This is a genomic window from Turneriella parva DSM 21527, from assembly GCF_000266885.1.
Taxonomy (GTDB): domain Bacteria; phylum Spirochaetota; class Leptospiria; order Turneriellales; family Turneriellaceae; genus Turneriella; species Turneriella parva.
Genome location: NC_018020.1, coordinates 2,526,455 through 2,550,317, shown reverse-complemented (window position 1 = coordinate 2,550,317; position 23,863 = coordinate 2,526,455). Strand labels below are relative to the sequence as shown.

The 23,863-nt window shown below is 54.6% G+C and carries 28 protein-coding genes; 8 read left to right on the top strand and 20 right to left on the bottom strand.

From position 1 onward, the window contains the following. Window positions 1-110 precede the first annotated feature (110 nt). Together alr and TURPA_RS12200 are read right to left on the bottom strand one after the other, a co-directional pair. Window positions 111-1,235 carry an alanine racemase gene (alr, locus tag TURPA_RS12205; RefSeq protein ID WP_014803614.1) on the bottom strand — a complete coding sequence of 375 codons (1,125 nt, stop codon included), beginning with the start codon at window positions 1,233-1,235 and terminating at the stop codon, window positions 111-113. Continuing rightward, window positions 1,232-1,687, bottom strand: a complete 456-nt coding sequence (locus TURPA_RS12200) for a nucleoside deaminase (protein WP_014803613.1) — start codon at window positions 1,685-1,687, stop codon at window positions 1,232-1,234. Before TURPA_RS12200 ends, alr begins: the two co-directional genes overlap by 4 nt. Window positions 1,688-1,764: 77 nt before the next feature. Here TURPA_RS12200 and TURPA_RS12195 point away from each other — a divergent pair, with 77 nt between their 5' ends. Continuing rightward, a complete protein-coding gene (locus tag TURPA_RS12195; RefSeq protein WP_014803612.1) occupies window positions 1,765-2,370 on the top strand; it encodes a TetR/AcrR family transcriptional regulator in 606 nt (201 codons plus the stop codon). Next, entirely contained in the window at window positions 2,367-3,071 is a 705-nt protein-coding gene (locus TURPA_RS12190) for a tetratricopeptide repeat protein (protein WP_014803611.1), read from the top strand. Before TURPA_RS12195 ends, TURPA_RS12190 begins: the two co-directional genes overlap by 4 nt. Before the next feature lie 195 nt (window positions 3,072-3,266). Here TURPA_RS12190 and TURPA_RS12185 read toward each other — a convergent pair whose 3' ends face one another. Further along, on the bottom strand, window positions 3,267-3,770 hold the full coding sequence (locus TURPA_RS12185; RefSeq protein ID WP_014803610.1) for an Lrp/AsnC family transcriptional regulator: 504 nt from the start codon (window positions 3,768-3,770) through the stop codon (window positions 3,267-3,269). A gap of 124 nt (window positions 3,771-3,894) precedes the next feature. On the opposite strand from TURPA_RS12185, the gene TURPA_RS12180 reads away from it, so the two are divergent. The 3 genes from TURPA_RS12180 to TURPA_RS12170 all read left to right on the top strand — a co-directional run bounded on the left by TURPA_RS12180 (window position 3,895) and on the right by TURPA_RS12170 (window position 5,246). Beyond that, window positions 3,895-4,179, top strand: a complete 285-nt coding sequence (locus TURPA_RS12180; RefSeq protein ID WP_014803609.1) for a hypothetical protein — start codon at window positions 3,895-3,897, stop codon at window positions 4,177-4,179. Window positions 4,180-4,247: 68 nt separating this feature from the next. Further along, on the top strand, window positions 4,248-4,709 hold the full coding sequence (locus tag TURPA_RS12175) for a VOC family protein (RefSeq protein WP_014803608.1): 462 nt from the start codon (window positions 4,248-4,250) through the stop codon (window positions 4,707-4,709). Between the two features lie 6 nt (window positions 4,710-4,715). Beyond that, window positions 4,716-5,246 (top strand): metal-dependent hydrolase, encoded by a 531-nt coding sequence (locus TURPA_RS12170; protein ID WP_014803607.1) that lies wholly within the window; start codon window positions 4,716-4,718, stop codon window positions 5,244-5,246. Here the strand turns inward: TURPA_RS12170 and TURPA_RS12165 are convergent. Together TURPA_RS12165 and TURPA_RS12160 are read right to left on the bottom strand one after the other, a co-directional pair. Then, window positions 5,230-6,642 carry a COG3014 family protein gene (locus TURPA_RS12165; protein ID WP_014803606.1) on the bottom strand — a complete coding sequence of 471 codons (1,413 nt, stop codon included), beginning with the start codon at window positions 6,640-6,642 and terminating at the stop codon, window positions 5,230-5,232. The two genes, TURPA_RS12170 and TURPA_RS12165, sit on opposite strands and share 17 nt — an antisense overlap. Next, window positions 6,636-7,220: a putative lipoprotein gene (locus TURPA_RS12160; RefSeq protein WP_014803605.1), complete on the bottom strand. Its 585-nt coding sequence runs from the start codon at window positions 7,218-7,220 to the stop codon at window positions 6,636-6,638. Before TURPA_RS12160 ends, TURPA_RS12165 begins: the two co-directional genes overlap by 7 nt. A gap of 103 nt (window positions 7,221-7,323) precedes the next feature. On the opposite strand from TURPA_RS12160, the gene TURPA_RS12155 reads away from it, so the two are divergent. Both TURPA_RS12155 and TURPA_RS12150 read left to right on the top strand, forming a co-directional pair. After that, complete coding sequence (locus tag TURPA_RS12155) at window positions 7,324-7,971, top strand: DedA family protein (RefSeq protein ID WP_014803604.1); 648 nt, start codon at window positions 7,324-7,326, stop codon at window positions 7,969-7,971. Then, the gene (locus tag TURPA_RS12150; RefSeq protein ID WP_014803603.1) at window positions 7,968-8,612 is read left to right on the top strand and encodes a TetR family transcriptional regulator; all 645 of its coding nucleotides are present in this window, start codon (window positions 7,968-7,970) and stop codon (window positions 8,610-8,612) included. The genes TURPA_RS12155 and TURPA_RS12150 overlap by 4 nt, the downstream gene beginning before the upstream one ends. A gap of 14 nt (window positions 8,613-8,626) precedes the next feature. On the opposite strand, the gene atpC is transcribed toward TURPA_RS12150, so the two are convergent. The 11 genes from atpC to TURPA_RS12095 form a co-directional block, all read right to left on the bottom strand. Continuing rightward, on the bottom strand, window positions 8,627-9,049 hold the full coding sequence (atpC, locus tag TURPA_RS21880) for an ATP synthase F1 subunit epsilon (protein WP_014803602.1): 423 nt from the start codon (window positions 9,047-9,049) through the stop codon (window positions 8,627-8,629). Window positions 9,050-9,080: 31 nt separating this feature from the next. Beyond that, window positions 9,081-10,472, bottom strand: a complete 1,392-nt coding sequence (gene atpD, locus TURPA_RS12140; protein WP_014803601.1) for a F0F1 ATP synthase subunit beta — start codon at window positions 10,470-10,472, stop codon at window positions 9,081-9,083. 10 nt (window positions 10,473-10,482) lie between these two features. Then, entirely contained in the window at window positions 10,483-11,349 is an 867-nt protein-coding gene (atpG, locus tag TURPA_RS12135) for an ATP synthase F1 subunit gamma (RefSeq protein WP_014803600.1), read from the bottom strand. 26 nt (window positions 11,350-11,375) lie between these two features. Continuing rightward, a complete protein-coding gene (gene atpA, locus TURPA_RS12130; protein ID WP_014803599.1) occupies window positions 11,376-12,902 on the bottom strand; it encodes a F0F1 ATP synthase subunit alpha in 1,527 nt (508 codons plus the stop codon). A 19-nt stretch (window positions 12,903-12,921) separates the two neighbouring features. Further along, window positions 12,922-13,533, bottom strand: coding sequence for an ATP synthase F1 subunit delta (atpH, locus tag TURPA_RS12125; protein WP_014803598.1), 612 nt, complete (start codon window positions 13,531-13,533; stop codon window positions 12,922-12,924). Then, the gene (atpF, locus tag TURPA_RS12120; protein ID WP_014803597.1) at window positions 13,530-14,048 is read right to left on the bottom strand and encodes a F0F1 ATP synthase subunit B; all 519 of its coding nucleotides are present in this window, start codon (window positions 14,046-14,048) and stop codon (window positions 13,530-13,532) included. Before atpF ends, atpH begins: the two co-directional genes overlap by 4 nt. Before the next feature lie 25 nt (window positions 14,049-14,073). Continuing rightward, complete coding sequence (gene atpE, locus TURPA_RS12115; RefSeq protein ID WP_014803596.1) at window positions 14,074-14,304, bottom strand: ATP synthase F0 subunit C; 231 nt, start codon at window positions 14,302-14,304, stop codon at window positions 14,074-14,076. A gap of 20 nt (window positions 14,305-14,324) precedes the next feature. Beyond that, a complete protein-coding gene (atpB, locus tag TURPA_RS12110) occupies window positions 14,325-15,347 on the bottom strand; it encodes a F0F1 ATP synthase subunit A (RefSeq protein ID WP_014803595.1) in 1,023 nt (340 codons plus the stop codon). After that, window positions 15,344-15,628, bottom strand: a complete 285-nt coding sequence (locus tag TURPA_RS12105; protein ID WP_157210481.1) for a hypothetical protein — start codon at window positions 15,626-15,628, stop codon at window positions 15,344-15,346. The genes atpB and TURPA_RS12105 overlap by 4 nt, the downstream gene beginning before the upstream one ends. A gap of 126 nt (window positions 15,629-15,754) precedes the next feature. Beyond that, window positions 15,755-17,425, bottom strand: coding sequence for an EAL domain-containing response regulator (locus TURPA_RS12100; RefSeq protein ID WP_014803593.1), 1,671 nt, complete (start codon window positions 17,423-17,425; stop codon window positions 15,755-15,757). Between the two features lie 6 nt (window positions 17,426-17,431). Beyond that, on the bottom strand, window positions 17,432-18,250 hold the full coding sequence (locus TURPA_RS12095; RefSeq protein ID WP_041948498.1) for a hypothetical protein: 819 nt from the start codon (window positions 18,248-18,250) through the stop codon (window positions 17,432-17,434). Window positions 18,251-18,383: 133 nt separating this feature from the next. Between TURPA_RS12095 and TURPA_RS12090 the strand changes: the two genes are divergently transcribed. Further along, window positions 18,384-18,953, top strand: coding sequence for a hypothetical protein (locus TURPA_RS12090; RefSeq protein ID WP_041948497.1), 570 nt, complete (start codon window positions 18,384-18,386; stop codon window positions 18,951-18,953). Between the two features lie 20 nt (window positions 18,954-18,973). Here the strand turns inward: TURPA_RS12090 and TURPA_RS12085 are convergent, their stop codons facing one another. From TURPA_RS12085 to TURPA_RS12070, 4 genes are all read right to left on the bottom strand, one after another. Continuing rightward, window positions 18,974-19,573, bottom strand: a complete 600-nt coding sequence (locus tag TURPA_RS12085; protein ID WP_157210480.1) for a glutathione S-transferase family protein — start codon at window positions 19,571-19,573, stop codon at window positions 18,974-18,976. Between the two features lie 79 nt (window positions 19,574-19,652). Beyond that, window positions 19,653-20,549 (bottom strand): hypothetical protein, encoded by an 897-nt coding sequence (locus TURPA_RS12080; RefSeq protein ID WP_014803589.1) that lies wholly within the window; start codon window positions 20,547-20,549, stop codon window positions 19,653-19,655. Between the two features lie 123 nt (window positions 20,550-20,672). Further along, entirely contained in the window at window positions 20,673-22,103 is a 1,431-nt protein-coding gene (lpdA, locus tag TURPA_RS12075) for a dihydrolipoyl dehydrogenase (protein ID WP_014803588.1), read from the bottom strand. Between the two features lie 54 nt (window positions 22,104-22,157). Then, window positions 22,158-23,822 carry a phytoene desaturase family protein gene (locus TURPA_RS12070; RefSeq protein WP_014803587.1) on the bottom strand — a complete coding sequence of 555 codons (1,665 nt, stop codon included), beginning with the start codon at window positions 23,820-23,822 and terminating at the stop codon, window positions 22,158-22,160. Window positions 23,823-23,863 lie beyond the last annotated feature (41 nt).

Below are 23,863 nucleotides of genomic sequence, written 5' to 3'. Positions count from 1 at the left end.
TCCTTAGTGATTCGTAAAAATCAGAACACGAAATACGGAATCAGCCGCCGACGTCTACTGTAATCGGCAGAAAGCGCAAAAATGGCAAAATACGACGAGTTTCAAACGGGCTAGTCGACCAGCACACGCTGTATGCGGTTGCCGAGATGAGACATGAGTTCATAAGAAAAGCTGTGCGAAAGTTCACCCCAGTATTCCAAAGAAGGTAGCCCCTCACCCAGCAGGCGAATCGGCGAGGTGCCCTCCGCGTTGCCGAGAATAATCTGGTCCATCGTCACCCGGCCGCGCAGGGGGTGGCGGCCGAAAGTGATCTGGTTCGAGAGCGCCCGCGGAATACCGTCGGCATAGCCCAGGGGCAACACAGCGACAGTCTCTTGTTCTTCGGTTACATGGTAGAGCGACGCATAAGAGATGCCGTCGCCCCGGCGCAGCGTGCGCACGCTGATCGGCGTCGCCACAAGTTCGAGCGCCGGCCTGAAGCCGAAACGCTCATTAAACTGCACCCGGTCACTTTCGCTTTGGTAATAACCATAAAACAAAATGCCGGGGCGAATCATGTCGTGGTGCGTCTGCGAAAAGAAGGCTGCACTGTACGAGTTCGCCGCATGCAGAGTTACCGAGCCACGCTCAAGCTGAAGTTCATTTATGAGTTCGTGCGAGATCCTCACAAAGTTTTCATTCTGCGCCAGCGTAAAGGGGGCCGCCTCGGGCCCCGAATGCGGAAAGTGCGTAAACATGCCGTCGATCTGCAGGTTTGGTGCGGCCTTCAGCGCAGAAACCAGATCAGGCAACTCATTCTGACGAATGCCAATGCGCCCCATACCGAGATCGAGCTTCAGGTGCACGCGCACTGTCGCGCCAGATGCGGCGGCGTTCAGTTCGTTCACTTGCCACAAGTCAGTGATCGAAGCCGAAATCTGGTGGTCGAGAATGCTCTGGATGTTGCCCCTGAAAAAACCGCCGAGGTTCAGCACAGGCTTCTGCCAGCCGAGCGCACGCAGTTCAACTGCCTCGTTGCAGTTCGCGACGCCCAGCACGTCGACGTCGTTCTTTTGAAAAACCGGAAACAGCGTCTGCAGTCCGCAGCCATAGGCATTGGCCTTCACCGGCAACAGTATCTTGCTGCGCGGTGCCAGCTGGCGAAAACGGGCGAGATTGTGGCGCAACGCGTCTGCGTGAATGCGCAGCGTTACCGGGGGCGCTGAATCGTGATTTGTCTGGGTCGAATCGATCATTGCCGGCGCATCTGAAAAAATCGGCGCAGCAGCGCTGCTGAATCCCAGTCTTCGCTGCGGTGGCGGTAAAGCTGCGGCTTGTGGTTCACATTCGGCAGCGCCAGAAGCTGTTTCAGACCCGGCGCGCGCTCTTCTTCGGCCAGAAAATGCACCGAAGCGACGCGCGAATGCACAATGGCGCCCGAACACATCATACAAGGCTCGAGGGTCGTCACCAGATGGCAGTCGATGAGGCGCTCATTCTTGACTACGCCCGCCGCGCGCTCGAGCACGCTGAGCTCCGCATGGCGCAGCGCATTCGCCGATTGCACGATGCGATTGTGGTCGCGTGCGATAATTTCATTGTTCCAGACGACGACTGCACCGACAGGCACTTCGTTCTCGGCAAATGCCAGCTCGGCCTCGCTGTAGGCGGCGGCGAGCGCGGTGCGTAATATGGCCTCTTCGAGCATACGAATTTGTCTCGTAAACCGAAGCGACTTTTTGAGACAGGCTGTCTAATCTTAGCGATTACCCGAAGGTACAACCCATGCGACAAGAGAAACGCAAAGAACTCACGCGCGAGAAAATTCTAGAAGCGGCCAAAGCCGTGTTTGCCCAGAAGGGTTATGCCGGCACAAGTATCGCCGACGTCGTTAAGAAAAGCAAACTCGCACGAGGCACGTTTTACCTGCATTTTCAAAGCGTCGAACAGGTCTTGAACGCTCTTTTGCAAGAGATTTTCATCGATATTCAGCGCTATCTCACCGACCTGCAGGTCGAGGCACTCGACCACAAGAACTTCAAGCGCGCGCTCAGCGACCTCGCAAAATCACTGCTTTCGGTATTTCAGAACCATCGCGAGACCGTCATACTGTTGCTCACGACGATGAACTCAGAGCCCAAGATTCGCGCGCAGACTGTCTGGTTTCAAGAACTGCTGCAGGCAACGATTCGGGTCATGCTCGACCGGGGTATCACCTCGGGCAGGCTCAAGAAACACGACTCTGAGCTGATGAGCTTTCTCGTTTCAGGCGGATTGCGTGAAGTTCTGTCACAATGGCTCTTGTTTGGCCGCTACAACCGTGATATCGAATCTAAGGTAGACGAGATGATTTCCATCTACATGAACGGCGTGGAGCTTGAAGAAAAATGAATTATAGAACCCTGATTTTGCTTGCACTCTTAGGCACCGCAGCGTGCAAAGAAAAGACGGCGGCGCGCACGCGTCTTGATATTCCACTCAACCAGAAGATCGACGCACTGCTTAAAGAAGCCAATGCGGCAACTGACGACAACAAAAAGGCGGCGCTCTTCGGCGAGGCCGCAGAACTGCTCGTCGATAAAGGCGACCTCAAAGCCGCGTTGAATGCAGCACGCTCTGGTGAGCGCGCAAACCCAACGCAGAAACAATGCCTGACCGCAATCGCCGAGGTGCAGCTCGCAGAAGGTAAGGTTGCAGAAGCAGCGCAGACGATCAGAGATGCACTGCAGCGCCACCCGAACCATGGCCGCGCGCACTACGTGCAGGGTAACGTCTATGCAAGCCAAACAAACTTTGCAGCTGCGCTCAAAAGCTACGCGGCCGCCGAAAAGAATACGTTCACAGACCATCGTCTGCTCATCAACGCCGGCGCCATCAACCTACGTGCGAAAAAGTCACGCGACGCGCTGAAGGTCTATGAGCGAGCGATTCAATCATACCCAGATTTGGCTGAAGCATATCTTGGCGCCGGCATCGCCGCGCAGAACGAAAAGAAGAAGGCCGACGCAAAGAAGCATTTCGAAAAATACCTGGCGCTCTCTCCGAATTCGTCAGAGGCCGGGCGCGTGAAAGTCTGGTTGAAGAATTTGTAAGCGCTTCGCTGCCAACCGAAGAATACAGATAAGTTTTCGCCGCGCTCAATCCGCAAAAGGCGAAAGCCTCGCAGCTTCCGATAGCCGTCAGGGCGCGGTTAACCGAAAAAACCGGCGGCCTCGCATTTCGTAAGACGAAATGCTGCTTAAGCGCCGAAGACGGCTGCCGCCAATTTTTTCGGGCGCCCAGACCCCTTATATAACCATCGGCAGGCGATGGGTCTTACCGCTCACCGAGAACATGTCACCGGACTGCTTGTAACGCTTTAGAAGAAAGTTGGTGCTGGTGTGGTTCACGCCTTCGATCGTTGCGAGTTTATCGGCGACGAAAAAGGCAACGTCGCGCAGTGATGGGCCGTCTACCTCAACGAGTAAATCGAACGAGCCTGAGACGAGCAGGCACGTACGCACTTCGGGAAAAGCCGAGACGCGGCGGGCGACTTCGTCGTATCCCTGCCCCTGCGCGGGGGTGACCTTGACCTGAATGACCGCGTTCACCCCAGAACTTTCGATTTTTTCCCAATTAATAATCGCGCGGTATTTCAGAATAATGCCCGACGACTCGAGTTCAGAGCGCACCTCTGCGATGCGTGAAACATCCCCCCCCACGAGCGCAGCGAGATCTTGGTTGCTAAGCAACGCATTTTCAGAAAGGGCGTTCAGAATCTTCAGCTCTTCGGTAGCGAGGGTCTTCAACATGCGTCGAAAACATGCAGACGGCGAACGCGGGGTCAATGATTTATGCAGCAGATGGGTACCTGTCGCGGTTGGCCCGCGCTTATTTCGTTGACCCCCTGTTTCGAAAATAGTTTTAGACGATAACATGAGAGAAAAAGTCTATTGCGCGAACTGCGAACATTGCCATGTCGTGCGCGTGTTCGAAGCCGACGCGAGCAAATACGTTTTGCGCGTCAAATGCTCAAAAAAACGCTGGGCGAAGCGCTCAGGCGAAGAAAAGCAATATAAATACTTCACGGTAGCACGCCGCGTCGTTTCCGATTGCCCTGACTATTCACCGATGGGCGACCCAAACCCGTTCATCAAAAACCTTCGCCGCGAACTGCCGGTGAAAGACGAAATCTACACCCTGAAAGAATCAGAGGCGTAGCCGTGATGCCCTTCGAGCACCTCAGGGCACGTCGCTTGCTGAGGCGCTCGAAGCAAGCGGCGTAATGTATGCAGAGACCCTTTAAAATACTCGGTGTTCAACAGATCGCGGTGGGCGCCCCCGACAAGGGCCGCCTGCGCAAGCTTTGGGTCGATACCCTGGGCCTCACCCCAAAGTCTGTTTTCGTCAGTGAAAAAGAGAATGTCGACGAAGATATTCTCGAGATCGGCCACGGCGTTCACGCAGTCGAGGTCGATATCATGCAGCCGATTGACCCGGCGAAAAAACCCAAAGTCGACGACCCAGCCCTCAACCATATCGGCCTCTGGGTCGACGATCTCAAAGCGGCAGTGGAATACCTGACCGCGCAGGGCATGCGCTTCACCCCGGGCGGCATTCGCAAGGGTGCGGCCGGCCACGATGTGTGCTTTATCCACCCAAAAGGCAATGAAGAATTTCCGCTCTGCGGCGAAGGCGTGCTGATAGAACTCATACAGGCGCCCGAAGACGTGCGCAAAGCGCTCGCTTAAGCCCTCGTGGCTTCGCTCATTACGCATCCTGTTGTTCCCGTTGCGATCGCGATCGCAGCAGGCAAGAAGCAGATACATTACAAGCTGCTGCTCATCGGCATATTCGCGAGCATGCTGCCCGATGCGGATGTCATAGCCTTCAGATTCGGTATACCCTATGGCCATATGCTCGGCCACCGTGGCCTCAGCCATTCGCTCGTGTTTGCAGCATTGTTCGCTGCGGCGATTGCGTATTTAAACGCATTCCAAGGGCATCGCCTGAAAGTTTTTCTGTTCGTCTTCGCCGCGACTGCCTCACACGGTGTTCTCGACGCGCTCACCACCGGGGGCAAGGGCGTCGGCTTCTTCATACCTTTCACCGGCGAACGTTATTTCTTCTCGCTGAGACCGATTGAAGTCAGCCCGCTGACTGCGCGCGAGTTTTTCACCGGCAGAGGTTTGGCAATTCTCGCCTCTGAAATCAAGGCAGTATGGTTACCCTGCGCGATCGTCGCAATCGGCGGTTACAGCCTGCGCCGCATCAAAGCCCGCGCTTAAACGCGCGCAGCGACACAAAACTCTTTTTGCCTGCCTGAATTTCAAAGGGCTGCAGATAATTTCCGTAAACAACATAGCCCGACGTCGCATCGGGCACGGTCAGCGAATATTTGCCAGGCGGCAGCCAGACACGCAGCGCCGCGAAACCCGATGGCAGCATATGCCAGCTGCGCAGATCGGGTTTGACCGTGGCTGCGACTGCGCCGCCCGCGCCCAACCCCACAGCGAGCCCGCCGAGCGCACCGACCACGCCGTCGTTATTTTTGCGAATTTGCCGCGCCAGTTGATCTGCTGCGACGGCGGCGACGACTATCTTGGTCGCAATCGATGCCACATTCTTGTTGATATAAGACGAATAGTTGTCGTTAAAGTTTTTCTGCGCCATCAGATCGAAATCAGTCAAGAGTGCAGCACCGGTGAGCTCTGCAGCCATAACCGAAAGCGGGGGCACGCCTGAGTGATCGCGCACGTCAAATTTGGGAATCGGATTCTCGGCAGTGCCCATCATGGCGATCACACCCGCCGTCGAAAGGCCTTTACCCTGCGACAAAATCGCGACGTCGATTGCAACGCGCAGTGCAAGCGCAAATTCCCGGTCACTCATCAGGTTACCCCGGCTTGCCTTGACCGCGGCCTTACCCGTCTGCACCAAAACGACGAGTTCACCCGCCTCTTTACCAGCGGGCGTTCTCACGCCCGTGTCGAGCACCGAAAATTTGTGCGCCGCGTATTTCGCCATGTCACCCGCGTCGCGCGCCCTGGCAGCCAGAGCATAACGCTCGCGCGCGAGCCATGCGCCATCGACGCCGAACATTTCGAGATTTTTATACTGCACACGCGCGTCGTTATATTGCTTCAGCTCTTCAGATATCAATGCATCGAGATACCGGGCCGCAAGCACCTGCTTGTACGCGGCATCTTCATATTTCATATCCTTGAGATCGACCTCGAGCTTTCTGAGTGTGCGCTTCGCGGCAGCGATGTCGCCGAGCAAAACCTGGTTCAGCGCGATATAATACTTGATGAGAATACGCTCGAAATTTTCGCCTTGAAATGCTGACTCGCGGTCGCTCAGCAAAAAGCCCGCGACCGAACTGCTGATGCTGGTCTTGATTTCTTCGGCCATTTCATCGGCGCGCCCGAAAATTTCATTGCTGGTCTTGAAATCCCCCTTGGCATGGTAGACGACCCCTGCTTCCATATAGTAGAGCAAACGGTCTTTCGCGTTTGAATCCTGCGCGAGCGGGGTTATACGCTGTACTGCGGTATCGATATCACCTGAATAGAAGGCCTCTTCAGCGCCGCGAATCTTCTTCGCGTATGAACCCGAGCAGTGGAAAACCAGAAATACATGCGCGAAGGCTATCGCCCTCGCGCACATATTTCGTGTTACCATCCCACGCCGCCCTTTTGGTTACGCGGCTTCTTGCGGTAGATAATCTGGTCGCTGAACACCACGAGCTGCGTTTCGACCGAGCGCATCTCAAAGTTCAGAATCTGCTCCACAATGCGCGTGCCGCCGGTCTTGAAAATATTCTCGTGAATTTCTGCCTGAATGAAGAAGTTAGGGCTGCGCATTTTGCCGGCCGAAATGCCGTTCGCCGTAGCTCCGGTCTGGCTGAACGCGATTTCAGAAAGGGCCTTCGTGCGGTCTTCAACCCTCACCGTGTAGATCTTGCCGGCGAGCAGATCGGCCACGACCCGGTTGTCGAATACATTGACGGGCAGCTGCTCAGAAGTGTCGTTTTTCGTCGGCAGAAAGGCGACAAAAATGCCCTCGGCGGGCCGGTTTGCCTGAAAGTGAGCCTGCACCTTCTGCGCCATGGCCTGCGCGGCCTTTTCGAGCTCCCCCCTGGTGAGTTCACCCGAATCTGCGGTCAGGTCTTCATTCGCATCGAGCCTCTTTGTCGTGGATGCACAGGCGCTGGCGGCCGCAAGGCCCAGAATCAGCGCAAAGCGGTATGGGGTCTTCATAGGCCCAGAATTGCTCTGCCAAAGGTTGCGGCAACACTTTCTGCAATAGGCGTTTTTGCAGATATTTATTGTCAGACCACGTGCGGTGGTAAAGTTAGTAAACATGGAGTTTATCGTTGCCGCGATTGACGTGGTTTTGCACCTTGAGCGGTATCTCGACGCCTGGTCGCTGCAGTATGGTATATGGATGTATGCTATTCTGTTCACCGTCATCTTTGCCGAAACCGGCCTCGTCGTCACCCCCTTCTTGCCGGGCGATTCCCTGCTGTTTGCCGTGGGCGCGCTTGCGGCGCGGGGCACCCTTTCACTCCCCATTATTCTCGTGAGCCTGTCAGTTGCGGCAATAGCCGGAGATACCCTGAACTACGCAGTCGGCCGTTACCTCGGGCACGTGGTCACGCGACGGTTTTCGCGCGTCGTCAAACGTGAATACCTGCAGAAAACCCATGAATTTTACGAGAAGTATGGCAATAAAACCATTGTGCTCGCGCGCTTTGTTCCCATTGTGAGAACTTTGGCCCCGTTTGTCGCGGGTATTGCCGAAATGCGATACCGCGATTTTGCCATTTTTAACGTAGTCGGCGGCATCTTCTGGATCAGCTCGATGACCCTCGCTGGTTACGCATTCGGTAATCTCGAAGTCATTCGCAAACATTTCAGCCTCGTGGTCATCGGCATCGTTCTGCTCTCCGTGATGCCGATGGTGATCGAATACCTGCGCCAGAGGCGCAAGACGAAGGCGGCAGCATGAAAAAATCGCAGCAACGCCTGAAAACCCACCGCGCACTCATGGTAGCGGCGATTAAACTCATGAGCGACGACCGCAGCTTTTCAAGCATCAGCCTGCGCGAGGTCACGCGCGAAGCGGGCGTAGTGCCTGCGACATTCTACCGGCATTTCAACGAAATGGAAGATCTGGCCGTCGAACTCGTTGAATATTGTTTTCGCCCGATGGAAAATCTCGTCGCCGGGGTTCGCGCACGCCGCCTGACAGCGCGCCAGCTCGTCTATGAGTCAGTCGGCACATTCTTACGATTCGCCCGCCGGCACAGGCGCTACTTTTTATTTCTCACCAAAGAAAGACTCGGCGGACGTGCGCGCGTACGTGCACGTATTCGCGAAGAAATTCATGACATGTCGATGATTCTCGGCCACGACCTTATTGGCCTGCCCGAATGGCAAGGTGTGCCGATCAGCATCGGCATCGAAGTTGCACGCATGATCATGGACCAGATGATGCTGATGCTCGACGAGGTGCTCGATCTGCCGCCCGGTGAAGATAAAGAAGAAGTTAAGATTATTGCCCGCGCGCGCAAGCGCGTCTGGATTCTGCTGAGGGGCGGTATATCATACAAAGAGAGATTAGACAATAAAAAGGCGCCGCAGGCTTAATACCCGCTTTTACTTCAATTAGAATTAGAAACAGCCGAGGCAGCGACGCGAGCCCGCACGCGGCGAAGCGCGATATCATGCTGCTTGCGCGCATATTGTACAGGGTTTTCTACCTGACGGTTTAAGGCTTCTTCGAGTGCCGCCTGTTCGGTTTCGAGCTTCAGCTCTTTCGGGTCGGTCGCGCCCTCGACCAGAACGATTACCTGATTGCCCTTCACTTCGGCAAAACCTGAGTCGACGACGTAGATCTCATCGCGCGAACCGGTCTGCACATGCACAACGCCTGCCTCGAGCTCTGCAACGAGATTCGCGTGCCCCCGCAAGACAGTGAATGACCCTTTCTTGCCCGGCAACCCGACTGAAACAGCCGGCTCTTCGAGCAGCTTCTTCTCAGGGGAGTAGATGCTGACAGTTAACTCGGCTGTTGCAGTTTCCATACTTTGTTTTCTCTATTCAGTCGTCGTTTCTTTATGCCATCGATTTCGCGCGTTCAACGACGTCTTCGATCGCACCGCACATATAGAAAGCCTGTTCTGGGTATTTGTCATATTTACCAGAGAGCAGCTCTTCGAATGAGCGTATTGTATCTTCGAGTTTGACGTACTTGCCCGGCATGCCGGTGAACTGTTCTGCCACAAAAAATGGCTGAGACAAGAAACGTTCGATGCGGCGCGCACGGCCTACGAGAACCTTATCGTCCTCTGACAGTTCGTCCATACCAAGAATCGCAATGATGTCTTGCAGGTCTTTGTAGCGCTGCAGAATGCGCTGTACTTCGCGCGCGATACCGTAGTGACGCTCACCGACGATTCCCGGAGAAAGCGCACGGCTTGTAGAAGTTAAAGGATCAACCGCCGGGTAGATACCCTTTTCAGAAATTTTTCGCGAAAGTACAGTTGAAGCATCGATGTGCGTAAACGCAGTCGCCGGAGCCGGGTCAGTGATGTCGTCGGCAGGCACGTAAATCGCCTGTACCGAAGTGATCGCACCTTTTTTTGTTGAAGTGATGCGTTCTTGCAGCTGGCCCATTTCAGTAGCAAGCGTAGGCTGGTAACCCACCGCCGATGGCATACGGCCGAGCAAAGCTGAAACCTCTGAACCCGCCTGTGTGAAGCGGAAAATATTGTCGACGAACAGCAGAACGTCGGTGCCTGCAAAGTCACGCAGCCATTCAGCCTGCGTCAGCGCCGTCAGCGCCACACGAAGACGTGCCCCTGGTGGTTCATTCATCTGACCATAAACGAGGCAGGTTTTATCGATAACGCCCGATTCTTGCATTTCAAGATAAAGGTCGGTACCTTCACGTGTACGCTCGCCGACACCGGCAAATACCGAGTAACCACCGTGTTGTTTTGCAATGTTATTGATCAGCTCTTGAATAATAACGGTTTTGCCCACACCCGCACCACCAAAGAGACCTGTTTTGCCACCCCGAATATAGGGCTCGAGCAGGTCGATAACCTTAATGCCTGTTTCAAAGATCTGAGTTTTCGGCTCGATATCTTCAAAACTGGGGGCCGCGCGGTGAATCGGGCGGCGTTCATCGACCTGTACGGGGCCGGCTTCGTCTACCGGCTCACCGAGCACGTTAAAGATGCGACCGAGTGATTTGAGACCAACGGGAATCGATATCGGTGCTCCCGTGTCGATAATGTCTTGCCCACGAGCAACGCCGTCGGTTGAACCGAGCGCAACAGCGCGTACCGCGCCGCCGCCGAGGTGTTGCTGCACTTCGCAGACAAGTTTTTGGCCCTGTACTTGCAATTCAAGCGCGTTGTAAATTTCGGGCATCTTGCCCTCTGGAAATTTTGCATCGAGAACTGACCCGATGACCTGGCTAACTTTTCCGGTTGATGACATTCATATCTCCTTATTGAATTGCAGCGGCGCCGCCCACGATCTCTGCAATTTCTTGCGTAATCTTGGCCTGGCGCACTCGGTTGTACTGAAGTGTAAGTGCTTTAATCATGTCTGATGCCGCGTCGGTCGCATTCTTCATTGCGATTCGGCGCGCGATCTGCTCTGAGGCGTTGGCGTCGAGCAATGCCTGATAAAAGTTCTGGCAAATCGCTTTCGGCAGCAATGACTGCAGAATTGCCTGCGGGTCTGGCTCAAAAAGAAACGGCTGTGACTTGTGACCTTTCTCACTCTCGTTAATTTCTACCGGCAGAATCGTTTCGGTAACCGGTTTCTGGTTCGCCGCGCTGAAGTATTTTGTATAAATAACGTCAATTTTGTCGACGGCTTCGAGTGCAAACTTCTCCATATAGTCTTCGGCGAATTTCTGAGCGTCGCCAAAACCCATCTTGTCGTCAATATGCGTGAACGATGCCGCATACGGAATCTTCTGATAGTTGAAGAATGAAATTGCTTTCTTGCCGATCAGGTGCACAACCACCTCGACGTTCTGCTTCTTGTATTCTTCGATGAGGGCGATACCTGTGCGCAGCACGTTGGCATTGTAACCACCGCAAAGCCCGCGGTTCGCGGTAACAATCACCACGAGCGCCCGGCGTATATGCGAATGCTTGCGCAGCAGCGGGTGGTCTGCTACCTCACCCTGCGCGGCCAAAGAACCGATCAGCTCGCGAATTTTGTCGGCGTAAGGGCGTGAGGCAACTACCTTATCGACAGCCTTTTTTGCCTTGGCCGTCGACACCAGTTCCATGGTGCGCGTAATCTTCTTGGTGTTTTGCACCGAGCCGATTCTGCTGCGTATTTCTTTCGAGGTCGCCATAGTTTTTTTGCGTCAGACCAATTCGATTAGCGAGGGTCTCCTGATTTGTTTGAAAGAAATGACTCGGCAAAATCTTTCAGCACTGAGTTCAGTTTGGCTTCGTCAGGCAGCCCTTTGGTATCACGAATGGTGACATAGAATTCGTTATGCGTCTTCTCGATAAAGTCGAGCAGCTTCGTTTCGAATTCACGAATCTGCGCCACCGGAACTTTATCCATGAAACCTTTCGTCGCAGCGTAGATTGAAATGACCTGCTTTTCACCCGGCATTGGCTTGTACTGGGGTTGTTTCAGCAGTTCGACGAGGCGCGAACCACGGTCGATCTGGCGCTGTGTCGCCGGGTCAAGTTCGGTGCCGAGCTGTGCAAACGCTTCGAGTTCGCGAAACTGCGCCAGGTCGAGTCGCAGGGTACCGGCAACTTTCTTCATCGCCTTGGTCTGCGCTGAACCACCGACGCGCGACACCGAGATGCCGACATCAACTGCGGGGCGCACGCCTGCCGCAAAGAGGTTCGGCTGCAGGTAAATCTGACCGTCGGTGATCGAAATCACGTTTGTGGGAATATAAGCCGAAACCTCGCCTTCTTGCGTTTCGATAACTGGCAGAGCAGTCAGCGAGCCGCCGCCATATTTGTCGTTCAGTTTCGCCGCACGCTCGAGCAGACGCGAATGCAGATAGAATACGTCACCAGGATACGCTTCTCGGCCCGGCGGGCGGCGCAGCAAGAGCGACATCTGGCGGTATGCATTTGCCTGCTTCGAAAGGTCATCGTACACACAAAGCGTCGCTTTGCCCTGGTTGTACATGAACTCTTCTGCCATCGCTGTGCCTGAATAAGGCGCAAGGTATTGCATCGCTGCAGGGTCTGACGCGTTCGCGGCAACGACGATCGTGTAATCCATCGCTCCGTTTTCTTTGAGCTTATCGATCACTCCCGCAACAGTTGAGGATTTCTGACCAATTGCGACATAGACACAGATAACGCCTGTACCCTTTTGGTTGATAATGGTATCGATCGCAATTGCGGTCTTGCCGGTTGAGCGGTCACCGATGATCAGTTCGCGCTGGCCGCGGCCGATCGGAATCATTGCATCGATCGATTTAATACCGGTCTGCATTGGTTCTGTAACCGGCTTGCGGCGCGCAATACCGGGAGCGATAATTTCGACAGGGCGCGTGCTCTTCGTGACGATCGGCCCTTTGCCGTCGAGCGGCTCGCCGAGTGGGCTCACCACGCGGCCGATCAGCGCATCGCCCGTCGGCACTTCGAGAATGCGGCCAGTGCGCTTAATCGTGAAACCTTCTTTGATCTTCAGGTAGTCACCGAGAATTACAACACCCACAGAACTTTCTTCGAGGTTGAAGGCAAGGCCCATGACTCCGTTCTCAAACTCGAGCATCTCACCCGCAAGGCAGTTTGAAAGACCATAGACACGGGCGATGCCGTCGCCGACCTCGAGAACCTGACCGACCTCGTCGATCGTCAGAGTCTGCCCGTAGTTCTGAATTTCGCTCTTGAGAACCGAAACGATTTCTGCTGTATTAATTTTCATTGTTTCCTCGTCGCCTTAATTATTCCGAAAATGCCTTTGAAACGTCGAACGGGTGTACTGCTGCAACATCGTGCCAGTGAATCAGGTTGCGCGCGACTGTGCCGTCGAATATGTAATCCGCGACACGCACGCTGATACCCGCAAGCAGCTCTGGATTAACCTTAACGCTCATGGTATAGTTGAGCTTTTTTGTTGCGTGAAGTCCGAAGGCGGCACGGTTCTTCTCGATTTTGTCGAGTATCGCCTGCTTCATTGCATCGTCGAGCGGTGCCGCTTCGGTATTCAGATTTTTTGCAATGAGCACGTCGACATAGGTGCGGCCCAGAATCTCGTCGACAATGTGCCTGAAAGACACGAATATCTCAGGCAAGATTCTCATTCTGCGCCGCTCGATGAGAATGAGGCAGAGACTCAGCACGGCTTTTTGCACTTTGCCTTCAAGGGCCGCAACGAATGCTTTTCGCTTCACTGCCGTGCCTAAGCCGGGGGATTGCACAAATATCGAAAACTTCTCGTCGGCGCGCAACGCGTCGCGAATGGCATGAAGATCTTCTTCTGCCTGTTCCAGATTTAGGCCTGACACCTGTGAAAGTGCCAGCGCGTAATTGTGTGCAACCTTATTGAAAATCATTTTGATGACTTCAGCTGATCAAGTTCTTTGAGAATGATATTGCGATGATCATCTTTGGACACATCGCGGTTCAGAATCTTAGAGATAATCGCAACACTGATGTCTACGACCTCTTTCTCAAGTTCTTTAACCGCTCTGACTTTCGCCTGAGAGATCTCTGCAATTGCCCTGTCATGAATTGCATCAGCTTCTTTTTTAGCGTCTGCGATGATACGGTTTTTGACTGATTCGGCGTCGCGCTTACCTTCGTCGATAATCTGCAACGCCTGATCTTTTGCAGCATCAAGGTGTTTCTTGTAATCAGCCATGAGCGATTCGGCTTGCTCCCGCAATTTGCGCGAGTTGTCGAGATCGTCTTGGATTTTCTCGTTACGTGCATCAAGCCCGTGGAGAATAGGCTTCCATGCGAAGAGCCAGAGAACAACAAGCACGAGAATGAAAGTCACCGCGGTCCAGAATACCAGACCGGGTGAAACCTTCAGAAGATCGATGCTTGTACCTGTTAAGAGTACCATGCCTTGAGCCGCCGATTCTTAAAAATCAGACTTTGATCTTGTCGAGCATGAGGAAGGCAATAACGAGAGCGAACAGAGCCGCACCTTCGATAAGAGCCGCCGCAATGATCATGGCAGTCTGAATCTTGTTCGCTGCTTCAGGCTGACGGCTGATGCCTTCAGTTGCTGCACCACCGATACGGCCGATGCCGAGAGCTGCTCCGACGACTGCGAGTCCTGCTGCGAGGCCTGCTCCGATTGCGATAATTGGTCCCATTTTTTAACTCCTTTAATCTTTTAATGCCTGTGTTGTACTTGTGAAATAAATAGCGCTGTCAGAAACGTAAAGATATACGCCTGCAAGAAAGCCACAAAGAGCTCGAGCAGATATATCGCCATAGCGCCGGCGATACTCACCGGGGCGATGAAGTAAGATTGAAACTGGAATATGAAACCGAGCAGCACGAGAATGATCATGTGGCCGGCTGTCATGTTTGCCAAAAGACGAATGGCGAGCGCAAAAGGCTTTGTGAAAAGGCCGATGAACTCGATCGGCCACATGATCGGCCAAAGCAATATCGGTATACCACCGGGAACGATGTTGCGAATAAACAAGACGCCCTGGTAGGCAAAACCTGATATCAGAATGACGAGAAAGGTGAAGATCGCGAGCGTAGCCGTTACCGCAATGTCACCGGTTGCCGTGATGCCGGGCCAGAGCTTTTCTGCCATCGGCAATGCGAAAGAATCAACATGCCCTGCATGCGCATGCACAAGCCCCGTTGCCTGGCCCGCAAACATATACAGCTCACCAAGCGAGGGTATCAGACCGAGCAGATTTGAAATTAAGATAAAGAAGAAGAGTGTCAGCAGGTAGGGCTCGTAAGGGTGTGCGTGGTGCCCGAGACTTGCATGCGCTACGTCATTGCGAATAAAGTTAACAAGCACCTCAATAAAACCGGTGAAGCGCGTCGGCTTCGAGTAAGGGTTCTTCGCGATGCGGCGCGCCGCAGGCACAAGTATCAGCACGAGCAGAAATGCCGCAATGAACAGCATTACCACGCGCTTTGTAATGGAGATATCGTAGCCTGCCAGCTCCAGCTTCCAGAGCGGAGCGTCAGAGAGGTGGTGCGCAATCGTCTCAGCAAAACTGAACGCCTCACCGTGAACTGCGTCAGGCGTGTGCGCGTCGGTATTCGCCGGCGCGTTTTGCAGTGACGGCGTTGCGGATACACCGGGCGCCGCGGTTGGCACGGGATTTGCCGACACGGCAAAAGTGCAGAAGAAACTTGTGAATAGAAGTGCTTTGAGCAGGTTCATTTTCGTAGTGCAACCAAGGCGAAGCCGAAATGCGCAGCCCACCCGGCCAGAAGCCCAAGTGAGTATGCCGTTATGTAGCTGCCGGCCCCCGGACTCGCCACGACGTAAACCGCAGTACAACCCACCAGCAGCGCCAAGAGGCGAATCGATGTCGTACCGAGGTAGACCCACCCAGCACCTTCGAGCTTTTTGAACCAGACCGCCGCCGCGAGGGCTGCAAAGACCGAGACCAAAAAACCCGTGGCAAAGAGTAGTGCAGTCTGCAAAGTCACTGCCGCCACCTTGTTAGCAACGGGAGCTTCATGATTTGGAAACATTGCGACAAGTAATTTGTGCCTTGCAGGCCAACTTTTTTCACAGTAAAATCGCCGAACTATGCGGCTCAGAAACCGCGCAACTGAGCACAACTACAGAAACTCAGGGGCCGGCCGGGCAAGATGGTATCCCTGCCAATAATCGACACCGACGCGCTTCACGTGCTCCAGCTCGGCCTGCGTCTCGACACCCTCAGCAAGAATAATAATGCCGTTCTTATGCGCAAACGCTGCGAACGCGTCGACGATATCTTGCTTGAATCTGTCGCTGTCGATGTCGCGCACCATAAGTGCATCGAGCTTCACGTAGTCGGGTTTAATGCGTGCAATCTGGTTGAGGCTCGAATAACCGCTGCCGGCATCGTCAATGGCGATGCGAATGCCCAACTGGCGAAAGAAATTCAGGTTTCGGTTGAACTCCGCATAGTTGTCGATAATTTCACGCTCGGTAATTTCGAACACCAGTCGGTCGGCGGGAAAAGGTTTATCCTGCGATAACAAGAAGAACTTGAATTCGGGCGTCAGAATCGAAAGCGGCTCGACATTGACGAAGAGCAGCAGACCGGGCGCCATGCTTGCGGCATTGCTGATCGCTGCCTGAAAACATTTAAAGTCGAGCGCAGCCGTCTGCCCCAGCTCTTTCGCGACATTGTAGAGAATCTCGGGGTTTTCGAGCGACTGCCCCTCAGGGCCTCGGCTCAGCGCCTCATAGCCCAATATGACAGATTGCCCGTTCTGTTCGCCGAACACGGGCTGAAAAAGGGTCTTCACCTGCCCGTGCCGCAGAAAGGTGCTGAAATCGCGCTTGAGCTCAAGATGTTGCGCTTCTGTTTTTCGGTGCGCAGTCCATTCTGCATCGCGCAGCGCCCGGTAGAACAAGCGAATGAAAGGCAACGATGTTTTGTGGAACATTTGACCGTAGCCGATGTTCAATACAAACTCTTTCAGAGTACGATTGCTGAAAATATACTCGAGTTCTTTCAAGAGTTTCGTCTGCAGACTCTTGATCATGATCTCCATCGTTTCGGGGTTGCTGCGGTATTTGCCTTCACGGTCTATCTGCACAATCACAATCGAATTCGACAGCGGACGGTTCATCGTGATGAAATAATCGTTCGAGATGAAGAAGCCCTCTATTTTCTGTAAAATTTCTGCGACGGCCTTCAAGAGCTGGTCAAATGCCTTCCAGCCATAAATTTCGTCGCGGTCGTGCAGCGGGCTGATGTCGAGATAGACGATCAGCACGTGCGAATCGGGGCCAAGCGCCGCACGAATTTGTGGTATCGTTGCGTAGAGCGACGGCAGCCCCGTTACCGTGTCTGGCGCATGCGCATCGATCGCCTTTTCTTGCCCGGCAATCAAGAGCTGCTGGCCGATCAGGTTCAGATTCATGCGCGCTTCGTGTGAACGAATGACGATCAGCTCGCGCGCAGCACCGAGCAGATCTTCGGTGCGATAAGGTTTCAATAAATAGTCATCAGCCCCTGATTCGACCGCGCGCACCGGGTCGCCATATGCGGATATCAATAGCACCGGCACATCTGCGCACTCAGGTATCTTGCGCACTTTTTCACAGAACTCATAGCCCGACATCAGCGGCATCACGACGTCAGAGACAATCAGGTCAGGCACTTCGGCAGCCACTGCAAAAAGAGCACTTTCGGGGCTGGTAAAAGACTGCACCTCGTATTCGGTGCTTAATATGCTCTCTGACAGCGCGAGCAATACGGGATCATCATCAACGAGTACGACGCGCTTCGCCATGCACTGCTACTTGGGGGCCGGCTCTTTTTTCTCTTCTTTAGCTGCCCCACGGTCGTCGAGTTCGCTACGAAATTGTTTACGCAGTTCATTCTTTTCGTTCTCGTCTTTAGCGAGCTCAATTTTCAGGTAGATTGCGTGCAGGCGCGCCAGGCGGTAATGCGACAGCGCTTCGGCATAGCGACGGTGTTTTTCTGCGTTCGCCGCCATCGTTAGCTGCTGATATCCGACTGAAAGGCGATGCTGGTTGCGCTGTACGACACCCGCCATGCGAATCGACTCGGCGCTGCCGCTGTTATCGGCTGCCATATCGAGATCGGCCATACGGTCGGCGCTCTCGTTCAGCATTTCTGTCGTTTTCTTGCGAAACGCTTCGCTCGCTTTGCCCATTGCAGCGGCAATATTCTCGCGATTTGTACGCAGCGTCTTTTCGGCGCCGACGTATTCCATGCGATAGATGAGCTTCAACGCGTCTTTATATTCTGTCGCTATACCGTCTGATGCACCCTTATCAACAGCTTCGGGCAGCGACGCCTGCAGCGTGTTCAGCAGCTGAATATCGCGCATGTTATCGTCTTTGAGTTTCAAGGCCTTTTCGCGTGCGTGCACCAGATCGAGGTACGTAACCTCTTTCGCCCCGCTCTTATCACCTTCTGCAGGTTTATCGCTCTTGGCCTCTGAACCGGTGGCAGTTTTCTTGGCGGCCGGGGCTGGGGCAGCTGTTGTTTTGGGCTTGACCGTACTCTGCGCGGCGAGCGAGGGCAAGGCTATCATCATGATGAGGATATATAGGTGCGAGAGTATCGGCTTCGCTGCTGCAGTCTGCATAGTCTTAGGCTTTGCCGCCCCGCTGCCAAGTCAACCAGAAAGCGAGCAGCAGACATCAGCTGTCGGCGAACGGTACCGCCAAAGACACCTGAGCGCCAATCAAAAGAGCATCGAAGCGTTCTTCAACCGCCAATTGCCCCCCGGCTGGAAATTCTCTGCCGACGAAAAGGCCCTGACTCTGCGCAGGCTGGCACCGGTCTACTTGCTGGCGGTTGCGCGCGAGGATTATCTGACGCAGTCTAAACCCGTGCTGCTGGCTCGCTCGAAAAAAGAAGGTACAAGTCGCGAATGCCGCATCAACTTTCGTGTCGAACGGCACGATGATGCGGCGATCGTGAGACAAAGGCTCAGACTTTATCAGAATATTCGCGCGGGTATAGATGAAGCTGGTACGCGTCTGAACATCAAACGGGAATGCGCCGACTATTCCCTTGAAGAATGCGCCAAGGTCAAGGGACCTAAAGGCGAGGCTGCGGCCGAATTTCTCAAGACCCGGCAGATTCTGACGCAGAAGCTCGAGCCAGCGCCGGTTTACCGCATTGGCACTCTCTACCTGTACCCGCTCAAAAACCAGTGTGTCACCGCAGCGCTCGATTGGTATTTCGTCAATGCAGATTACCCAGAAAGTATTTCGATTTTTCCCGTCGAGGCCCGGGAAGAGATTCAGATCATTTTGCGAGACCTCGAGCAGTTGCGTTTGTAGAGATGCGATTTGTTGCGTCTCTATAAACGCATTCTGGTGTGTCCGGGAATAGCTTCCATTCTGCCGAGCCAGGCGCGTATGCGGGGAAAATCCGCCAAAGAAAAACCACCCTCGTCGGCGACGTGCGTGTAGGCATAGAGCGCAATGTCGGCAATCGAGACCTGCTCTGCACCGAACCATTCATTTGTCCTAAGATGATCTTCCATGACACCGAGCGCGCGATAGCCCTTGGGTAAATTCGCTTCGTGCTCTGCACGGCGCTCTGCCAGCGTGTTGGTGATACTCTGGATACTGCGGTTGACGGCGATGCGCGGCTCGTGGTCGTACTGCTCAAAGAACATCCATTGCAGCACGCGCGCCTGCGAAAGTTTATCTGCGGGCCAGAACGAACTGCCCTGCGCAAGATAGTAAAGTATGGCATTCGATTCGGGCAGATAGGTACGGTCTTCGAGCTGCACAACCGGTACGTGGGCGTTCGGGTTCATTTGCCTGAACTCGGCAGTTTTGGTCGCGCCATACCGTGGGTCGGTTTCAATCCACTCGTGGGGGATTTTCAGATAATCAATAAGCAACCGCACTTTGTGGCAGTTGCCCGAAGAAGACATGCCGTAGATTTTCACCCGGCTACCGCCGGATGAGAGTTATTGCAGAACAATAGCATGTGCTTCGCACATGCTATTGTTCTGCGGTGTCTCGCCATTACTGGCCCACCAACGCGGCGCGGCGTGCACACTGCTCGGGCGAACCCGTGGGTGCGCTGCCCATGTATTCTTTGCAGCTAAACGTGAAGTTGGTGAGCGACTCTTTGAAGGGACTACCTTCCAGTTTGCCTTCTGCATGCAGCGCTTCGGCTTTGGTCAGCACATCGTCTATATAAGCACCCATACAGCGCAGAACCAGCGTTCGCGCCGCTAACCCACCATAACGCGCATTTTCGTGCTCGAGATTCTTCTTCTGCCACTCGCAGATGACTTTCTTTTCTTTATCTGTGTAGTTGTACATGTACTCGGGCGCGCTAAACGCCGCGTGAGCAAGGTATTCTTTCTTGGTGTCAGCCGATGCCTTCTTGATGCGGTCGAACACGCGCAGGCGGCCCTGGTACATCGACCACTTGTAGCCATCGTTGCGCGTCACATTTTCAGGGTGGCTGTCGAGCACCTTGAAGAGCGCCGCGTCTTTTTTCGTGAGTGTCGCGAGCACCGTCGTGATCTGCGAGGCATATGACGACACGTACGTTTTGTTTTGAGCCAGCCCCTTGATCAGCGTATCGACTGCTTTGCCGTTCACCAGCTTCGGGTTCTTAATCATGTCGCCCAAACGGTCTTTCATTTTATAGAGATAACTCGTCGCTGTGGCCGAGAGCTTTGCATCTTTAGAGTTGAAGGCGTTGGCGACATCGAGCAGTGATTTTGCGGTACCATCTTTTTCGAGTATTTTTTCGACTGCCTTGTCTTCACCATTGGGGCAAGCGCTAATTGAAGCATAGCGCAGATCAACAGTACATTTTTCGGCGACGGCCTTGAGCGCGTCAGAGAGCGGGGAGGCGTGGAGCGAAGTAACGAATGCGAAGAGTACGGTAAGCGTTAAGGTTTTCATGGGGCAGGCCACCCCGGCGGAGCTGGTGTGGCAATGAGATTTCGGGGTGGGTCCTCTCCCGCGGCCCCTCCCCGCTTGCGGGGAGGGGTGGCCGAAGGCCGGGGTGGGGACAATCACGGCAAATTATTGGTGTATCGCCCAGCCCCCAGCACTCTCCGCCGCATCTTTCACAATCTCAGACAGCGTTGGGTGTGCGTGGCAGGTGCGGGCGACGTCTTCTGATGACGCGCCGAATTCCATCGCGAGCGTGAGTTCTGCAATGAGCTGAGCGGCCTGTGCACCGACGCAGAACGCGCCTAGAATGCGGTCGGTCTTCTTGTCTGCCAGAATCTTCAGCTGGCCGTCGCCTTCCATCATCGCCTTCGCGCGGCCGTTCGGTTTGAAGAATGACCGGCCCACGTTGTATTCAATGCCCTTCTCTTTGAGTTCCTCTTCGCCGAGGCCGACCCATGCGACCTCGGGGTGCGTGTAGACCACGCCGGGAATCACGTCGTAGTTGACGTGGCCTGCCTGGCCGGCCATGACTTCAACGACTGCAACGCCCTCTTCCATCGCCTTGTGCGCGAGCATCGGGCCGTTGATGCAGTCGCCTATGGCATAGACACCCGGCACCGAGGTCTGCCAGTTATGGAAATCCACATCAATGCGGCCGCGCTCAGTGAGCTTGACGCCGACCTTGTCGAGGCCTAAACCTTCGAGGTACGGCTTGCGGCCGATCGCGCACAGCACGACGTCGGCTTCGATTGCCTTGCTTTCGCCAGTGGGAGCTTTCACTGTTACCACGGCACCCTTTCCTTTCGCTTCCGCTTTTTCGACTTTATGCTCAAACAAGAACTCGATGCCCTGCTGCTCGAGAATGCGCTGCGCAAGATTCGAGCCCTGCCGGTCAGCTGTGCCGAACAGCCGCGGCAGAGCTTCGACGACAGTCACCTTGCTGCCGAGCCTGCGCCATACGCTGCCGAGCTCCAACCCGATAACGCCGGCACCGATCACGACCATGTGCTTGGGCACTTTGGTGAGCGCAATCGCGTGGTCAGAGGTAATGATTGCCTTGCCATCGACTGGTACAGTGGGGAGCTCAATCGGTACTGAGCCGGTCGCGATTATGATCTTCTTCGCCTTGATGGTCTGCTCTGACTTGTCTGCGGGAGCTTGCCCTGAGCCTGTCGAAGGGTTCGATATTTTTACTTCGCTGGCGGAGACGAGTGAACCAAACCCAAGAAAGCGCTCCACCTTGTTCTTCTTCATTAAGAAGTCGACGCCGGCGCAGACCTCGGCGACGATCTTGTCCTTGCGCTTCATCATCTGCGCGACGTCCATTTTGATCTCCGCCGCCTGTATGCCATGCTCGGCGAAGCGCTTGTGCGCGCTTTCGTAGTGCTCAGACGAATCGAGCAGCGCCTTCGAGGGAATGCAACCGACGTTGAGGCAGGTACCGCCGAGGGTCGCGCGTTTTTCGATGATCGCAACGCTCATCTTGAGCTGCGAGGCGCGTACCGCAGCGACGTAGCCCGCCGGCCCGCCGCCGATAATGGCGAGGTCAAATTCTTTCATGAACGACCGTCACGGCACCGGGTGACAGAACGGAAACTCGTTTAGGACTTTGCCCTAAACGAGTTTCAACAGCTTCGGCAGATGCCACGGTTTCATGATGTGCGCACAGGTCGCAACCCCACCCATCATTGCACCGGCAATGCCCAGCGACGTCGAATCTGCACCTGTTAGGTACAGGTTCTTCACCGGCGTGTGCACCTGGCACCACGGCGACTTGTCGATGTCAAAGCGCTCGGGCACACAGGCGAGCCCGTAAATCGCACCCTGGTCGTGGCTCGTCATGTACTCGGTCGTAATCGGCGTTGAGATCTCGTAAAAATCGACCAGGTCTGCAAAACCGGGCACCCGTTCGCTGACATAGGCAATCAAAAGCTGCGCAGCGTTCTCTTTGAGCGCCTTGTATGCCTCGTCACGCTTATGCCATGGCTGTTCTTTCCACTCTGCATACTCTCCATAAGGCGCGAAGCTGATGATTTCAGCCGTGTGCCCCTCAGCCTTGGGGTCCTTGAGAGACGGCGTCGACAGGTAAGCCATCGGTGGACGCCCTGCCTTTACCCACGACGTACCCCGCCTGAACGTCTCTTCATGATCCCACGAGTCATAGATCCAGTGGTTCTCGCCTTTGAGCCCCAGCTTTGCGGGTGATTCTTTGAGCGCGAGGTACACGCTGATGTGTGAAACAGGGGGATTTCTCTTGTTAAAGTCGACAATCCGCTGCTTGAAGTCTGCCGTCTCTTCTGTCTTGAGCAATTTCACGTAAGTGTTGTATGCACCCGCGCAGGAGATAATGATCGGCGCGCTGATCTCTGACGTGGCATCGGTAACTCCTTCAGAGCCAGCGGTCACGACGGCCGCAGGGGATGCCGCCGGCACGGACGCCGTCTGTGCGGCAGCCGGGCGCAGGTTCTTCACGCGCACACCGGTGGCCTTACCGTTCTCAACAATGATTTCTTCAACTGCGTGGCTCGTGATCACCTTACCGCCGGCTGCTTCAATAATCGGAATGATATTTTCGGCAATCGCTTCGGCCGAACCGACGGGGTATGCCGCGCCGTTAAAGAAATGGTTCACCAAAATCGCGTGTATACAGAACGCACTCTGCGACGGCGGCAGGCCGTAGTCGCCCCACTGGCTCGCAACGATTGCGCGCAGCTTCTCGTCGTCGAAGCGCTGCGCCAGGTAGTCGCGCGTGGTCATCAGCGCGTACGGATTTTCTTTCTTGATCAGCGGCACCAGCCACTTGAGCAGCATCGGCAGATTCTTGCCCATCTCATTGCGCTGGAACCAGATGAGCACATCATCGACGTCCTGGAAGTAGCCCGCGATATTGTCTTTCTCTGCGGGGAACATCGCCTCGAGATCGGCACGGTAGTTTTCTATCCCGGTGCGGTGATCAAACGTTTTTCCCGGATAAACAAACTTGTCGAAGGCATCGGGCATGCGATTCCATTGAAGCTTGCCCTGCGTAATGACATCGAACACGCGGCGTATCTGCTCGCCCTCGGCAACCTGCCCGACGTAGTGCAGACCGACATCCCACACGTATTTCTTTTTTCTTTTGAAAGCATGGGTGTATCCACCTGCCTGCCAGTGTTTCTCAATAATCAGGCAGCGTTTTTTCTCCCACTGCGCCAAAAGGCTGGCTGCGGCAAGCGAGCCAATGCCTGAGCCAATAAAGATCACGTCGTATTGAGATATTTCGGTGGTGTGCGATTCCATAGACCAGCGACGGCCCCACATGTGCAGCGGCGACTGAAAAA

What these genes read in the sequence shown, in the direction of transcription:
- atpG (WP_014803600.1), bottom strand. Translation starts at nt 11,349, where the DNA reads ATGGCGACCTCGAAAGAAATACGCAGCAGAATCGGCTCGGTGCAAAAC.
- atpH (WP_014803598.1), bottom strand. Translation starts at nt 13,533, where the DNA reads ATGATTTTCAATAAGGTTGCACACAATTACGCGCTGGCACTTTCACAG.
- TURPA_RS12100 (WP_014803593.1), bottom strand. Translation starts at nt 17,425, where the DNA reads ATGGCGAAGCGCGTCGTACTCGTTGATGATGATCCCGTATTGCTCGCG.
- TURPA_RS12175 (WP_014803608.1), top strand. Translation starts at nt 4,248, where the DNA reads ATGCAGAGACCCTTTAAAATACTCGGTGTTCAACAGATCGCGGTGGGC.
- TURPA_RS12190 (WP_014803611.1), top strand. Translation starts at nt 2,367, where the DNA reads ATGAATTATAGAACCCTGATTTTGCTTGCACTCTTAGGCACCGCAGCG.
- TURPA_RS12200 (WP_014803613.1), bottom strand. Translation starts at nt 1,687, where the DNA reads ATGCTCGAAGAGGCCATATTACGCACCGCGCTCGCCGCCGCCTACAGC.
- TURPA_RS12095 (WP_041948498.1), bottom strand. Translation starts at nt 18,250, where the DNA reads ATGCAGACTGCAGCAGCGAAGCCGATACTCTCGCACCTATATATCCTC.
- atpC (WP_014803602.1), bottom strand. Translation starts at nt 9,049, where the DNA reads ATGGAAACTGCAACAGCCGAGTTAACTGTCAGCATCTACTCCCCTGAG.
- TURPA_RS12195 (WP_014803612.1), top strand. Translation starts at nt 1,765, where the DNA reads ATGCGACAAGAGAAACGCAAAGAACTCACGCGCGAGAAAATTCTAGAA.
- TURPA_RS12165 (WP_014803606.1), bottom strand. Translation starts at nt 6,642, where the DNA reads ATGGTAACACGAAATATGTGCGCGAGGGCGATAGCCTTCGCGCATGTA.
- atpA (WP_014803599.1), bottom strand. Translation starts at nt 12,902, where the DNA reads ATGAAAATTAATACAGCAGAAATCGTTTCGGTTCTCAAGAGCGAAATT.
- atpD (WP_014803601.1), bottom strand. Translation starts at nt 10,472, where the DNA reads ATGTCATCAACCGGAAAAGTTAGCCAGGTCATCGGGTCAGTTCTCGAT.
- TURPA_RS12180 (WP_014803609.1), top strand. Translation starts at nt 3,895, where the DNA reads ATGAGAGAAAAAGTCTATTGCGCGAACTGCGAACATTGCCATGTCGTG.
- TURPA_RS12150 (WP_014803603.1), top strand. Translation starts at nt 7,968, where the DNA reads ATGAAAAAATCGCAGCAACGCCTGAAAACCCACCGCGCACTCATGGTA.
- TURPA_RS12155 (WP_014803604.1), top strand. Translation starts at nt 7,324, where the DNA reads ATGGAGTTTATCGTTGCCGCGATTGACGTGGTTTTGCACCTTGAGCGG.
- atpE (WP_014803596.1), bottom strand. Translation starts at nt 14,304, where the DNA reads ATGGGACCAATTATCGCAATCGGAGCAGGCCTCGCAGCAGGACTCGCA.
- TURPA_RS12070 (WP_014803587.1), bottom strand. Translation starts at nt 23,822, where the DNA reads ATGGAATCGCACACCACCGAAATATCTCAATACGACGTGATCTTTATT.
- alr (WP_014803614.1), bottom strand. Translation starts at nt 1,235, where the DNA reads ATGATCGATTCGACCCAGACAAATCACGATTCAGCGCCCCCGGTAACG.
- atpB (WP_014803595.1), bottom strand. Translation starts at nt 15,347, where the DNA reads ATGAACCTGCTCAAAGCACTTCTATTCACAAGTTTCTTCTGCACTTTT.
- lpdA (WP_014803588.1), bottom strand. Translation starts at nt 22,103, where the DNA reads ATGAAAGAATTTGACCTCGCCATTATCGGCGGCGGGCCGGCGGGCTAC.
- TURPA_RS12080 (WP_014803589.1), bottom strand. Translation starts at nt 20,549, where the DNA reads ATGAAAACCTTAACGCTTACCGTACTCTTCGCATTCGTTACTTCGCTC.
- TURPA_RS12185 (WP_014803610.1), bottom strand. Translation starts at nt 3,770, where the DNA reads ATGTTGAAGACCCTCGCTACCGAAGAGCTGAAGATTCTGAACGCCCTT.
- atpF (WP_014803597.1), bottom strand. Translation starts at nt 14,048, where the DNA reads ATGGTACTCTTAACAGGTACAAGCATCGATCTTCTGAAGGTTTCACCC.
- TURPA_RS12160 (WP_014803605.1), bottom strand. Translation starts at nt 7,220, where the DNA reads ATGAAGACCCCATACCGCTTTGCGCTGATTCTGGGCCTTGCGGCCGCC.